This window comes from Pedococcus bigeumensis, from assembly GCF_039531795.1.
GTDB classification, from domain to species: Bacteria; Actinomycetota; Actinomycetes; order Actinomycetales; family Dermatophilaceae; genus Pedococcus; species Pedococcus bigeumensis.
In genome coordinates this window covers 1,028,908-1,042,483 of the sequence record NZ_BAAAQS010000001.1, presented here as the reverse complement: position 1 = coordinate 1,042,483, position 13,576 = coordinate 1,028,908, and the positions used below count along the sequence as shown (strand labels likewise).

Below are 13,576 nucleotides of genomic sequence, written 5' to 3'. Positions count from 1 at the left end.
ACCAGCCAGCGAGAGCGTGAGTGCACCGTTGCACCTTTCGTCGGGCTCCCTCGTGGGAGCGCTCCCGAACAGCGTGGGACCGGGCCTGCCGTCGGGTCAAGAGTTCCGTGGGAGCGTTCTCATTTCGTGATCATCCCGTGATCTTCGCGGTCTCGGCGGGCTGCAGCGTCGCCGCCACCGCGGCCGCGAACCGGGCGGCCGAGCCCGGCGCCATCCGCAGGAAGAGGTCGGGCTCGATGAGCTCGAGCTCCATCAGGGTCGGCTCCCCGTCGACCTCGATGAGGTCGACGCGGGCGTAGACCAGGGCGTCCGGAGCGCACTCCATCGCCCGACCGGCCACGTCGAGCTCGGCCGGCGTCGGCTGGTGGACCTGCTCCGAGCCGCCGTGCAGGGCCTGGACCCGGTAGTCGCCGGGCTTGGGGACCTTGCGCACCGCGTGCGAGAGCTCGCCACCGAAGAAGAACAGCGACACCTCCCCCACCTCGACGCCGGGGGCATACGGCTGGACGATCACGTCGCCCGCGGCGACGAGCGCCTCCAGGTGCGCCCACGCCTCGGGCGAGCGGGCCGGCGCCTTGAGGGCGCCCCTGGCGCCGCCGTCGACCGCCGGCTTGATGACCACCTCGTCCCAGCCGGTCGCCACGAGGCGCTCGACGGGGTCCGCTGCCCCCCTCGCCAGGGCGAGGGCGGGCAGCACCGGGAGGCCGACCGCGCCCAGCTCGAGCAGGTAGCCCTTGTGCGAGTTCCAGCGAATCACCCTGGGGCTGTTGATGATCCGCGACACCGAATCCACCTGGTCAGCCCACCGGAGGTACTCGTCGAGGCGGTCGAAGTAGTCCCAGGTGGAGCGGATCACGACGAGGTCGAAGGACGCCCAGTCGACGGCCGGGTCGTGCCACACGACGACCTCGGCCTCGTGACCGAGGGCGCGCAGCTCGGCGGCGATGGCCGGGGGCTCCGGGTCGACGTACGACGGGTCCGACCAGGTGCAGAGGGCGATGCGGCTCACGGTGACCAGTGTGGCAGCGGCCGTCCGAGCGGGGCTTGCGCGACGCGGCATACGCGATATAACGTGACTGTCAACAACGCGATATAGCGTGACTCCCGGTCGCGCTGGGACATGACGAGAGGACACCCCATGAGCGAGGAATGGTCGATCGACACCCCACGGGTGCTCGACATCGGCGGTGACGGCGAGAAGGTCGGCCGGCTCAGCGTCGCCGTGGTCGGCGGCCGCGTCGACGTGGTCACGCACACTGACTCCCCCACCGCCCGCGTCGAGATCGCCCAGGTCGAGGGCATGCCGGTCAAGGTCACCTGGGACGGGTCGAAGCTGAAGATCACCCACGGTGTCGACTCGACCAGCATCCTCGACAAGGTGCGGCAGGCCTTCGAGGGCCTCGAGCGCAACCGCGTGGCGCTGAGCATCTCGATCCCCGAGGACGCCGAGACCTCCGTGAGCACGGTGAGCGCCAGCGGCTTGCTGGCCGGCATGCGGGCCGGCGCGCGGGCGAACACCGTGTCGGGGTCGATCACCATCGATGACGTGGTCGGCGACGTCGACATCAACACGGTCAGCGGTGAGGTCGAGTGCGGCAACGTGCGCGGACGGCTCAAGGTGCACTCCGTCTCGGGTGCGGTCACCGCCCAGCAGAGCGACGTGCCCGAGGTCAGCATCAGCACGGTGAGCGGCGACGTGGCGCTCGACCTGCTCAACGGCACGGCCAACATCAAGTCGACGTCCGTCTCCGGCGACGTGACGGTCCGCGCCCCCCACGGCGGTTACGACGTGAGCGCCAACACCGCCTCAGGACAGGTCGTCATCGACGGCCACACCATCCACAAGCACTCGCGCCCCCCGGGCAACCGCCTGACCGACGGTGACGGCAGCCTGCGGGTGAAGGCCAACGCCGTCTCGGGGAACGTCGTGGTGCTCAAGACCGCCGCGACCGCGCAGCCGGGTGGGACGTCCGCATGAGCCCCGTCTTCGCGCACGGCCAGCTCCGGCTCTACCTGCTGGCGCTGCTCAACGAGGGGCCGCGCCACGGCTACGAGGTGATCCAGGACCTCGAACACCGGTTCAACGGGCTCTACTCCCCCAGCGCCGGCACGGTGTACCCGAGGCTGGCCAAGCTGGAGGAGGAAGGGCTGGTCGAGCGCGCCGAGGAGGGGCGCAAGGCGATCTACCGGATCACCGAGGCCGGGCGGCAGGAGGTGCGCGAGCGCCAGGACGAGCTGTCGAGCCTGGAGTCGGACCTCGACCTCTCGGTGCGCGAGCTGGCGGAGCAGGTGCGTTCCCGCGTCCGCGGGCAGACCAAGGACCTACGGGCCGAGCTGAAGGCGGCCGCCCAGGAGGCCCGCCGCACGGCCACCCCGGTCGGCGGCCAGGAGTCGTGGAACGGCTGGAAGGGCAGCGACCCGAGCGCGATCCGCGACCTCGAGCAGGCAGTGGCCGAGCTGCGCTCGGAAGCCCGCAGCGCGTGGAAGCGGCACGGGCTTACCAGTGAGCAGAGCCGCGAGATCATCGACATCCTCACCGAGGCGAGCGGCCGGATCCGCGACGTCTTCAACCGCCGCTGAGCTGACCCTCCCCTCCCCGACAGGTGGGGTCAGGTGCGCACGATGAGGGTGCCGGCCGCCTTGTCGTGCAGGCTGCGGCCGTCCTTGTCCCAGAACATCGCGGGGAGGAACAGGCACAGCAGGACGGTGCGCACCAGCACCTGGGACGGCCGGGCCCGCTGGCCGTCCAGGGACAGCACCCGCAGGCCGACCACCCGGTGGCCGAGCGTGTAGCCCGCCGTCCCCACGAGCAGCAGCTGCTCGAGGGCGAACAGGCCCAGCAGGATGAGGGTGTCGTTGCCGGACGCGACGCCGGCGAACGGGAGCGGCACGTCGAAGAGCGCGGCCGCGATGAGCTGGCAGGCGGTCCAGTCGATGAGGACGCCGACCAGGCGACGCCCGAACCGGGCGATCGAGCCGCGGCCGGTGCGCGGCATACCCAGTCGCTCTCCGGGGTATGCCGAGGAGGCGCCTGAGCGCGAACCCGGGCCTTCGAGCCAGGACCCGAGGTCCTTGCGGTCCACCACGGCGCCAGCCTCTCACGTCGTAACACCCGCGAAACATTCGGGTCATGGGCGAGAAATCCCCACCCGTTAGGGTCGACGGCGACACCAGTTGAGTCATGGGCGGTTTCGCCCGCCCCACCACAGGAGGTTGGTTTGTTCAGCAATGCTGACGAGGTCCTGAAGTTCATCAAGGACGAGGACGTGATCTTCGTCGACGTGCGGTTCTGTGACCTGCCCGGCGTGATGCAGCACTTCAACGTGCCGGCCAAGAGCCTCGACGCGGAGTTCTTCAAGGAAGGCCAGATGTTCGACGGCTCGTCGATCCGCGGCTTCCAGGCCATCCACGAGTCCGACATGAAGCTGGTCCCGGACCCCACGAGCGCGTACCTCGACCCGTTCCGCAAGGAAAAGACGCTCATCCTCAACTTCTCCATCGTCGACCCGTTCACCGGCGAGGAGTACTCCCGCGACCCGCGCAACATCGCGGCCAAGGCCGAGGCCTACCTCAAGTCGACCGGCATCGCCGACACCGCCTACTTCGGTGCGGAGGCGGAGTTCTACGTCTTCGACGACGTGCGCTTCGAGACCAAGCAGAACGCCAGCTACTACTTCATCGACTCCGTCGAGGCCGCCTGGAACACCGGGCGCGAGGAGGAGGGTGGCAACAAGGGCTACAAGACCCGCTACAAGGGTGGCTACTTCCCCGTGCCCCCGGTGGACCACTTCGCCGACATGCGCGACGAGATGACCCTTGCCCTCGAGGACGCCGGCCTCACCGTCGAGCGCGCCCACCACGAGGTCGGCACCGCCGGTCAGCAGGAGATCAACTACCGCTTCAACACGCTGAAGCAGGCTGCCGACGATGTGCTGAAGTTCAAGTACATCATCAAGAACGTGGCGTGGAAGGGCGACAAGACCGTCACCTTCATGCCGAAGCCGATCTTCGGTGACAACGGCTCGGGCATGCACTCGCACCAGTCGCTCTGGAAGGACGGCGAGCCGCTGTTCTACGACGAGCGCGGCTACGGCGGCCTGTCCGACATCGCCCGCTGGTACATCGGTGGACTGCTCAAGCACGCCCCGGCGCTGCTGGCGTTCACCAACCCGACGGTGAACTCCTACCACCGCCTGGTCCCGGGCTACGAGGCCCCGGTCAACCTAGTCTACTCGGCGCGCAACCGCTCGGCCTGCATCCGCATCCCGATCACCGGTGACAACCCGAAGGCCAAGCGCGTCGAGTTCCGCGTGCCGGACCCGTCGGCCAACCCCTACCTCGCGTTCTCGGCGATGCTGATGGCCGGCCTGGACGGCATCAAGAACCGCATCGAGCCCCCGGAGCCCGTGGACAAGGACCTCTACGAGCTGCCCCCGGAGGAGCACGACGCCATCGCGCAGGTCCCCGGTTCGCTCCCCGAGGTGCTCGACGCCCTCGAGGCCGACCACGAGTTCCTGCTCGAGGGTGACGTGTTCACCAAGGACCTGATCGAGACCTGGATCGAGTGGAAGCGCAAGAACGAGGTCGACCCGATCCGCTTCCGCCCGCACCCGCACGAGTTCGAGATGTACTTCGATATCTGACGGAGCTTGCGGAGTCAGATGTCGAACGAAGGGACAGCGACATCTGAGCGAGCGAGGATCGAGCGAGTCTGGTTCAACAGCAACGCCCTGCGAACGCGGATCCCGTCACGGGGTCCGCGTTCGCGGCGTTCGGGCAGAGGCGGATCCGAGGGCGGCGGTCGCCAGGGCCACCACTGCCGCTGCGGTGAACGCGGCGGTGAAGCCAGCGGGGTTGAGTGTGGTGGCGCCTTCGGCTCCCACGCAGATCCCGACCGCCGTGAAGGTGGCCGTGCCGAGGGCGGCGCCGACCTGGGTCGCGGCGCCGGCGAGCCCGGACGCGAGCCCGGTGTGGGAGTCGGGCGCGGCTGCGGCGATGACCATCGTGGTGGGGGTGAAGCTGAGGGCGACGCCGATCGCGGCGAGCAGCAGCCCCGGGAGGACGGCCACGGCATACCCGGCCTCCATCGGTGCGTTCGCGAGCCAGAGGTGCCCGGCGGCGAGCACGACGAGGCCGAGGACGAGCGTGCGCTGGGGACCGAGGGCGCGCAGGATGCGCGGCAGGAGCGCCAGAGAGACGACGAACCCGGTGAGCGACGTGGGGACCATGCTCAGGCCGGCCTGGCGGGGTGCCATGCCCAGGGCCTGCTGGAGGTAGAGCGCGACGAGGACGAAGGTCGAGGCGCGGGCGGCGCCCCCGAGGACGGCGAGCGTGACACCAGCGCTGAGGGCTCGGGACCGGAAGAGCTCGAGGGGCACGAGTGGGTCCGGGTTCCGGCGTTCGACGGCGATGAAGAAGGCAACCAGGCCTGCGGAGGCGCCGAGGCTTGCCAGCACGGTCGGCGAGGCCAGCCCGCGCTCGGCGATGCCGAGGGCGCCATGGACGAGGGCGAGGACCGCACCGGTGATGGTGGCCGCGCCGAGCCAGTCGAAGCGGCGGCGTGGACCCCGGGCACCCTCCGGGAGGACGAAGCGGGCGAGGGCCACGGCGGCGACGGAGAAGGGGACGGTCACGACGAAGACGGACGACCACCCCAGCGAGCCGACGAGCAGCCCGCCGACCATGACGCCGGTGGCGCCTCCGAGGGCCGAGGCGGCGCCCCAGATGCTCATCGCCCTGGCTCGCGTCGAGCCGGGGTAGGTCAGCAGGAGCAGCGACATCGCCGCCGGACTGAGAGCGGCGGCCCCGACGCCCTGGATGATGCGCCCGCCCAGGAGGAGCCCCTGGTTCGTCGCAGCGGCGGCGAGGAGGGTCCCCAGGGTGAACAGGGCCGAACCGCCGGCGAACATGCGACGGCGTCCGAACAGGTCTGCGACCCGGCCCGACAGCAACAGCAGCCCCCCGAAGGCCAGGACGTACGCGTTGACGACCCAGGTGACGGCGGTGGGGCTGAGCCCGAGGTCGGCCTGGATGGAGGGCAGCGCCACGTTGACGATGGAGGTGTCGAGCATGACCACGTACTGCGCGGACACCAGCAGTCCGAGGGCGACCCAGCGACGTCGGGCAGCGTGCCGACTCGTGGCGTCGGACGCGCCGGAACGGGCAGCGTATGCCGTGCTGGCGGGGGTTTCGAGGGTGGCGGACACGGGGTGCTCCTGGGGTGTGGGACGGGCTGTCTTCCACGACCACGGTGCCGCGACGGGCGAGGTGTTCGCGCCGGTGAAATGGCCGGGTTCGGGACAGGCCACCAAGCGGGACACCGACCTCGGGCGCGGCCCGTACGCTCCCGGGTGTGACCACTCCCGCCGCTGTCGCCGCCTGCGTCCTCCTCGGAGCCCTGGCAGTGTTCCAGGCACTGCTGGCCTGCGGCGTGCCGTGGGGCCGGCTCGCCTGGGGCGGTCAGCACGACGTCCTTCCCGCGCGGCTGCGCGTGGGGAGCCTCGTCGTCATCGTCGTCTACGTCGTCCTCGGCTGGGTGATCCTCGCTCGGGCCGCCCAGGACGGCGGTGGTCACGGCATCCCGGCCGTTGCCACCTGGGCGATCGCCGGCTTCTTCCTCCTCGGGGCTGCGGGCAACCTGGCGTCCAAGAGCCGCTCCGAGCGCGTCGTGATGACTCCCGTCGCGGCGTTGCTGTCCGCTCTCACCGTCGCGGTCGCCCTCCAGGGCTGACCCTGGACCGAGCGCGTCCCGGGCCCGGCGGACCAGAGTCGGTCCGGCCGCCGGGCCGGGTGGTGCTGGAGCGCTGTGGGCTCTGGTGGCCTCAGCGGTTGGGCAGCGAGGTGTGGGTGCGCGCGGCGGTGACCACGTCGTCGATTGCCGCGACCGTCGAGGTGGCACCGGTGGGTTCGGTCAGGAGCCCGACGTGGGACAGGTCCTCGACGGTGTGCCGCGAGTTGGTCGACAGGTCGGCCATCTGGTCCTGCGCCGTGCCCCAACCCGGCTTGGCGTCGACGTTGTCCTTCGCGGTCAGCACGACCAGCGGGGTGCTCCCCAGGGTGGTCAGCGCCTGCGCCTGACGGAAGGCGATCGGCAGGGCGGCCTGTTCGGCCCGTGTGTTGGCCCAACCTCGCGGGCTGTTCGCGAAGGCAGACACCTGCTCACCGGCGTTGCCGGGCAGGGAGACCTTCGTCAGGGCCGACTGGAGGTGACCGACCCCGAACCGGAACAGGGTCGGGGCGATGGCCAGGACGCAGCGCATGACCTGGTACTCACCGGTGAAGGGCCTCACGAGCTCGACCTGGCGCGGGCTGGCACTGTCGAGCAGGACGACACCAGCCACGTCGTCGGGGTACAGCTGGGTGTAGGTCAGGGCGTGGACGCCGCCGCTGGAGTGGCCGGCCAGGACGAACGGGCCGGTCTCCCCCGCCGCGGCCAGCAGACTGTGCAGGTCTGTGGCGGCAGTGGTGGCGTCAGCCGGGTTCGACGAGTCGTCGCTCCAGCCCTGACCGGCCCGGTCGTAGGCACACACGCGGCTGGTGGCCGCAACGGCGGGCTGGACGCGCGCCCACAGGGGTGACGACTCACCGAGACCGTTGAGCAGCACGACGGTGGGGCCACCGGCGGGGCTGGTGCCCGTGCAGTCCAGGTGCAGTCGGTACCCGCCGACGTCGACGAGCCTGCCCGGCATCGGGCCGGCCGCGGTCTGTGGGGACCTGGTGGTGGCCTGGTAGAGGCCGCCGAGCCCGGCCAGCAGCATCGCCAACGTGACCGGGTAGACCAGCAGCCGCGCCCGTCCCGGGACGTCGTGCCGCACCCGTCGCTCGACCCAGACGGCGAGGACCACCAGCGCCGGCGCCCACACCCACGCCAGGGCGGTCATGGCCGGTTCGCCCGGGTCGACGGCGGCCACGACGGCTCCAGCGCTCGCCATGACGGTGGCGGGTGCATACGCCCATCGCTGCGGACGGGTCGTCAGGCGGGTGGTGAGGAACGCGAGCAAGGCCCATCCGGCGGCGAACGCGACCAGGGCTGCGCCGATGACGCGGGCCTCGGATGCACTCGGTACGACGCCGAAGACGAGCGCGGCGGCACCGACCACGCCGGTGGCCATGGACGCGAACGTGATGCGGCCCACCGGGCCGACCCGCGTGGTCGACGCGCTGCTCTCGACCTTGGAGGGGGTGGTGCGTGCGGTGGTGGTCATGACGGTCATTCCCTCTTCCTGGCCGTCCGGGAGTGGTCGGCCACGGGACCACGGTCACGGTGAACGGATCTGCTCGCCCCGGTCACATGGCCGGGATCTGCGCCCGGCCCGCGCCGGCGGTGAAACCCGGTCACTTGACCGGGGCGAACCGGCGGACCGTGCGTCAACCTCGAGGCACACCAACGCTTGTGAAGAGGAAGTGCCACATGAACGCCGACACCCGAGTGGGATCGCACGACTGGACGATGCGCACCGGCGGCCATCTCGCCCCCGCGGAGACGCGCCGGCTCATCGTCGACCTCGCCCGCGCCCATGCCACCAACGCCGTCGGTCGCCTCGGCCTGCTGGTGCACCTCAACCCCGGCCGGAACGCCTACGTCCCTCCTGCCCGGCTCGTCCCCCCGAGCTCGGCCCTGACCCGCGCAGCCACCGGCGCCGCCACCAAGGTCCTGCCCGCGCCCCTGCTCAACCACAGCCACCGCACCTACGTCTTCGGGCGCACGATCGGCGAGCTGGAGGGTGTCGACGTCGACGACGAGCTCCTCTACGCAGCCGCGCTACTGCACGACGTCGGCCTGGTCACGACCACCGGACGCGACGACTTCACGCTCAGCTCGGCTCGCGCCGCCCTCGACGTCGCCGAAGCGGTCGGCCTGTCCACCGCCGCCGCCGACACCCTGCAGACCGCCATCACCATGCACCACAACCCAAGGGTGGCCCGCGACGCCGGACCGGTCGCGTACCTTCTCGCCGCCGGAGCCGGTGTCGACGTCGCGGGCGTGCGCAGCTGGCAGCTGCCCGCAGCCACCCTCACCGCCGCCGTTCGCGACCACCCCCGCGACGGTTTCAAGACGTACTTCACCCACGCGTGGGCCGAGGAAGCAGCCCGTGTCCCCCGAGGCCGCGCCCGCCTCCTCCGTCGCTACGGCGCCTTCACTGCCGCCATCGCCCTCGCTCCCTTCGATGACTGAACCCCGTCCCTCCACCAGCCCGACCCACTCGCAAAGGACCCATGACATGAAGGCCATCGTGCAAGACCACTACGGCGACGCCTCCTCGCTGCGGTACGACGACATCGACCGCCCCGAGGTGGGCGAGGACACCGTGCTCGTCCGTGTCGTCGCCGCCGGCGTGGACCGCGGCGCACTGCACTTCATGACCGGACAGCCGTACCTGATGCGGCTCGGCACCGGGCTACGCACCCCCAGGGTGCGCGTCCCCGGCGTCAGCTTCGCCGGACGCATCGAGGCCCTCGGGTCGAACGTGACCGGCTTCGCCGTCGGCGACGAGGTCTACGGCGCCACCCGCGGCACCTATGCCGAGTATGCCGTTGCCTCCCCCACCAAGATGGCCCACAAGCCCGCGGGGCTCACCTTCGAGGAGGCCGCGGTGCTGCCCTACGCGGCATACGCGGCACTGCAGGCAGTCCGTGACCACGGTCGGGTGCAGCCCGGCGACCACGTCCTCGTGCTGGGCGCCACCGGAGCCGTCGGCAGCATCGTGGTCCAGGCGGCCAAGGCGGCCGGAGCCGAGGTGACCGGGGTCACCGGACCCCGCCACCAGCAGGACGCTCTCTCCCTCGGCGCCGACCACGCGATCGACTACACCCGCGAGGACTTCGCCGACGGGAGCCACTCCTTCGACGTCATCGTGGACGTGTTCGGGCGCACGCCGGTGCGACGAGTGCGCCGGGCGCTGTCACCGCGAGGCCGGCTGGTCATCGTCGGCGGCGAAGGCGACCGGTGGATCGGGGGCACCCAACGACAGCTCGCCGCGATGCTGCTCAGCCCGTTCGTCAGCCAGTCGCTGCGCACGTTCGTCGCCAAGGAGGACACCGAGACCCTCCAGCACCTGAACGACCTCATCGCCGAGGGGACGGTGCAGCCACCCCGTACCCGTAGCCACCCGCTCGTCGACGCGGCGAATGCCGTTGCGGCACTTGAGAAATCGTCCTCACCTGGCCGGCTCGTGCTCACGGTCTGAACTTCGCCGGGTGGCCTGGGCACCGCCACCCGGACCGCGCTCAGCTGCCGGGAGGACGGGTCAGCAGGTCACGACTGCGGCGGTACGTCTCCTCGTCGACCTCACCGCGCGCGAACCGCACGTCAAGCGCCTCCAAGGCGGCCGCCGAGGGCGGCGCGGCCCACCCGGCACTCGTCGGGGGCCCCGGTTGGGTCGGCGTTGCCCCGTGGGTCGGCTGCGGGCGCGCTGCGAGGACGACCGCCACCGTCACCGCAACGACGATGAGGACCACGACCAAGACCATCGCACCCATGAACCACCAGCCCCAGCCGGCGTTGTCGTACATCATCACGAGCCACCTTCCTGCTCCATGCCCCACAGGGCTTGTCACCACCTTCGCCGCCCCCTGCATGGTGCGGCAGGGACGAAGGGCCCGCGTCTCCGAGCCCGGCGGAGTCCCACCCGGGCTGAGCCGGCACCTGCGCGCCGGGGCCGGGGATACGTCAGGATGCCGAGTGGCGCCGGCGGGGGCAGGGGTACGGTCGGCTCGTGCTACACGGCCGCGAGCCCGAACGTGCGCGCCTTGCCGCGCTCGTGGAGCAGGCTCGCGCCGGGACCGGTGCCGTGCTCGTCGTGCTCGGTGAGCCCGGCGTCGGCAAGACCGCCCTCCTGCGCGACCTGGTCACCGGCGAACAGCATCGTGCCGGTGGACAGCTCCGGGTGCTGCGCACGGCGGGTGTGGAGTCCGAGTCGCCGCTGCCGTATGCCGCGTTGTACCGCCTGTTGCGCCCCGTCACCGAGCTCGACCGCCTCCCCCCGCCCCAGGCGCGGGCTCTGCGGATCGCGTTCGGCCTCGAGGAGGGACCCTCCCTCGAACCGTTCCTGGTGGGGGTCGCCACCCTGTCCGTGCTGACCGATGCCGCCGACCCCGACCGGCCCCTGTTGTGCGTCATCGACGACGCACACTGGCTCGACTCGGCCTCTGCTGACGCCTTGTTGTTCGCGGCCCGTCAGCTGGCCGCGGACCCGGTAGCCATGGTGTTCGCCGCCCGGACCGGTGACGCGGCCGGGCAGGCCTTCGCGCCGCCGGGGCTGCCCGTGCTGGAGGTCGGGGGACTCGACGACACTGCGGCGCGTCAGCTCCTCGACGAACGCGGTGGTGACCCCCTACCGGGTGAGGTGGCACAGCGCCTCGTCCGCGACACCGGCGGCAACCCCCTGGCCCTGCTCGAGCTACCCACGGGGTTGAGCCCGGAGCAGCTGCACGGTGACGCGCCGCTGCCCCACCAGCTGGCCCTGACGGCCGGGGTCGAACGCGCCTTCCTGGACCGGTGCCGCCGCCTGCCCGAACAGGTGCAGACGCTCCTGCTCGTCGCAGCCGCCGACTCCACCGGACGGGTTGCCACCGTCCGGCAGGCAGCCGTCGCCCTCGGTGTCGACGGCACCGCGTGGCAGGACGCCGAACGGTCGGACCTGCTGACCGTCACCGGCGACAGCGTCACGGTGCGGCACCCGCTGGTGCGTTCGGCCGTCTACCAGGCGGCCACCAGCTTCGAACAACGGCAGGCGCACCGCGCGCTCGCGGACGCGCTGGCGCCATACGACTCCGACCGGGCCACCTGGCACCGCGCGGCAGCCGCCGACGGACCCGACGACCGGGTCGCCGATGCCCTCAACGACGTGGCGGCCAGGGCCGAGCAGCGCGGCGGCCACCTCGCCGCCGCCGAAGCCTTCGAGCGCTCCGCCGCACTGACGGTGCGGGACGCGGACCGTGCCACGCGACTCTTCGGCGCCGGGCGCACCGCGTGGGCGGCCGGGCAGGCCGTCCGGGCCCGTACCCTGGCAGCCGCTGCGCGTGAGCTCGCGTCAGATCCGTTGCAGCGAGCCGACATCGACCGCCTTCGCGCCCGCATCGAGATCAACGTCGGCTCCGCGGTCGACGCCCACCGCATCTTCACGAACGCCGCCCGCACCGTCGCCGACCACGACACCGGTCGTGCCCTGGAGATGGCGTGCGCAGCCGCGCTGAACCGCACCTACGGCGCCGACAGCGGGGCAACCCTGGGCGCGGAGGTCCTGGACCGCCTGCTGACCGCCACGGGTGCCGACACCCCGCGCACCACCTGTCTGCGCCTGTTGCTGAACACCCTGACCGCGTCGGGTGACCAGGACTGGGCCCGCGCGGCACACGCCCTTGCGCAAGCCCTGGAGGCCGGGCTAGGCGTCGAGGACCTGGACGTGATGGGCAACCTCGGCAACGCCGCGCTGCACCTCGGGCACGACGAGGGCGCCCGGTCCTCCTACTCCGCCATGGTCTCCACAGCGCGTGAGGCGGGGGCCGGCATGGTCGTCATCTACGCGCTGGAACGCCTCATGTTCGCCCAGCTCCCCACCGGCCCCTGGACCCTCGTGCGCAGCTCCGCCGACGAAGCCCTGACGTTGGCCCGCAACGTCGGCCAGCCCACCCTCACCGCCGCCCCACTGGCCGCGCTGACCTTGCTGGCAGCCCTCTCCGGGGGCGACGTCGACCACCGCCTCGCCGTGCTCGAGGACCTGGCGGCCAGGTATCCCATGGGGATCATGACCGGTCCGGTCCACGACGTCACCCGGTGGTCCAAGGGCGCCCAGGCCGCCGCGCAGGGTGACGCGCCCGGGGCACTGCACCACCTCTCCGGGATGCGGGTCCCGGCCCTGCACCGGCTCGCCGCCGTCGACCGGCTCGAAGCGGCTGTCCGCGCCGGCGACCCAACCCAGGCCGTGGCGTGGGTCGAGGAGCTCAGACCGTTCGCCAGCGGGACCGGTCATCCCTGGGCCCTCGGCGCCGTCGAGCTGGGTCGTGCGCTCACGACGCCGGACGCCACCGAGGCCACCGCGGCATTCGAGCGAGCGGTCGGCCACTACCAGCGCGCGGCACGCCCCTACGACCTGGCGCGCGCTCAGCTCGCCTTCGGCGAGTTCCTCCGCCGCACCAACCGCCGGGTGGACGCCCGCACCCACCTGAGGGCGGCCTTGGAGACCTTCGCCGACCTCGGGGCAACGCCACTGCTCGACCGCGCCACCCAGGAGCTGCGCGCGTCGGGCGAGACAGCCCGCAAGCGCGACCCGTCCACCCTGTTGGACCTGACGCCGATGGAGCTCAAGGTCGCCCGGCTGGTCAGCACAGGGCTGTCCAACAAGGACGTCGCTGCCCAGTGCTGGGTGTCTCCCCGGACCGTCGCCTTCCACCTGCGCAACGTGTTCGCCAAGGTCGGGGTCAGCTCGCGCACCGAGCTCGCCCAGCTCGACCTCGGATGACGAGCTCGCGGCACGGGATCCTCGGGTCATCAGCTCGCGAACGCGGGCCCTGCCCCCCCTGGGCCCGCGTTCGCCTCTCCCCCGCACCGCCTGACTCGCTCGACCCCCCGGACGAG

General features: G+C 71.6%; 12 protein-coding genes. 7 read left to right on the top strand and 5 right to left on the bottom strand.

The window, feature by feature from the left end; all coding sequences use genetic code 11:
• Positions 1-130 precede the first annotated feature (130 nt).
• Positions 131-1,009 (bottom strand): ATP-grasp domain-containing protein, encoded by an 879-nt coding sequence (locus tag ABD262_RS05005; RefSeq protein ID WP_344132074.1) that lies wholly within the window; start codon positions 1,007-1,009, stop codon positions 131-133.
• A 129-nt stretch (positions 1,010-1,138) separates the two neighbouring features.
• Here ABD262_RS05005 and ABD262_RS05000 point away from each other — a divergent pair, with 129 nt between their 5' ends.
• Complete coding sequence (locus tag ABD262_RS05000) at positions 1,139-1,978, top strand: DUF4097 family beta strand repeat-containing protein (RefSeq protein ID WP_344132071.1); 840 nt, start codon at positions 1,139-1,141, stop codon at positions 1,976-1,978.
• Positions 1,975-2,580 (top strand): PadR family transcriptional regulator, encoded by a 606-nt coding sequence (locus ABD262_RS04995; RefSeq protein WP_344132068.1) that lies wholly within the window; start codon positions 1,975-1,977, stop codon positions 2,578-2,580. Before ABD262_RS05000 ends, ABD262_RS04995 begins: the two co-directional genes overlap by 4 nt.
• A 29-nt stretch (positions 2,581-2,609) precedes the next feature.
• On the opposite strand, the gene ABD262_RS04990 is transcribed toward ABD262_RS04995, so the two are convergent.
• On the bottom strand, positions 2,610-3,086 hold the full coding sequence (locus tag ABD262_RS04990; RefSeq protein WP_344132065.1) for an RDD family protein: 477 nt from the start codon (positions 3,084-3,086) through the stop codon (positions 2,610-2,612).
• Between the two features lie 132 nt (positions 3,087-3,218).
• Here ABD262_RS04990 and glnA point away from each other — a divergent pair, with 132 nt between their 5' ends.
• Positions 3,219-4,643 carry a type I glutamate--ammonia ligase gene (gene glnA / locus ABD262_RS04985; protein WP_344132062.1) on the top strand — a complete coding sequence of 475 codons (1,425 nt, stop codon included), beginning with the start codon at positions 3,219-3,221 and terminating at the stop codon, positions 4,641-4,643.
• Positions 4,644-4,748: 105 nt separating this feature from the next.
• Here glnA and ABD262_RS04980 read toward each other — a convergent pair whose 3' ends face one another.
• Positions 4,749-6,206 carry an MFS transporter gene (locus ABD262_RS04980; RefSeq protein WP_344132059.1) on the bottom strand — a complete coding sequence of 486 codons (1,458 nt, stop codon included), beginning with the start codon at positions 6,204-6,206 and terminating at the stop codon, positions 4,749-4,751.
• 146 nt (positions 6,207-6,352) lie between these two features.
• Here ABD262_RS04980 and ABD262_RS04975 point away from each other — a divergent pair, with 146 nt between their 5' ends.
• Positions 6,353-6,730: a hypothetical protein gene (locus tag ABD262_RS04975; protein ID WP_344132056.1), complete on the top strand. Its 378-nt coding sequence runs from the start codon at positions 6,353-6,355 to the stop codon at positions 6,728-6,730.
• Positions 6,731-6,821: 91 nt separating this feature from the next.
• Here the strand turns inward: ABD262_RS04975 and ABD262_RS04970 are convergent, their stop codons facing one another.
• On the bottom strand, positions 6,822-8,204 hold the full coding sequence (locus ABD262_RS04970; protein ID WP_344132053.1) for an alpha/beta fold hydrolase: 1,383 nt from the start codon (positions 8,202-8,204) through the stop codon (positions 6,822-6,824).
• Between the two features lie 206 nt (positions 8,205-8,410).
• On the opposite strand from ABD262_RS04970, the gene ABD262_RS04965 reads away from it, so the two are divergent.
• Positions 8,411-9,175: an HD domain-containing protein gene (locus ABD262_RS04965; protein ID WP_344132050.1), complete on the top strand. Its 765-nt coding sequence runs from the start codon at positions 8,411-8,413 to the stop codon at positions 9,173-9,175.
• A gap of 46 nt (positions 9,176-9,221) precedes the next feature.
• Positions 9,222-10,187: an NAD(P)-dependent alcohol dehydrogenase gene (locus tag ABD262_RS04960; RefSeq protein WP_344132047.1), complete on the top strand. Its 966-nt coding sequence runs from the start codon at positions 9,222-9,224 to the stop codon at positions 10,185-10,187.
• A 40-nt stretch (positions 10,188-10,227) separates the two neighbouring features.
• Here the strand turns inward: ABD262_RS04960 and ABD262_RS04955 are convergent, their stop codons facing one another.
• On the bottom strand, positions 10,228-10,515 hold the full coding sequence (locus tag ABD262_RS04955) for an SHOCT domain-containing protein (protein WP_344132044.1): 288 nt from the start codon (positions 10,513-10,515) through the stop codon (positions 10,228-10,230).
• A 200-nt stretch (positions 10,516-10,715) separates the two neighbouring features.
• Between ABD262_RS04955 and ABD262_RS04950 the strand changes: the two genes are divergently transcribed.
• A complete protein-coding gene (locus tag ABD262_RS04950; RefSeq protein ID WP_344132041.1) occupies positions 10,716-13,460 on the top strand; it encodes a helix-turn-helix transcriptional regulator in 2,745 nt (914 codons plus the stop codon).
• The last annotated feature ends 116 nt before the right edge of the window (positions 13,461-13,576 follow it).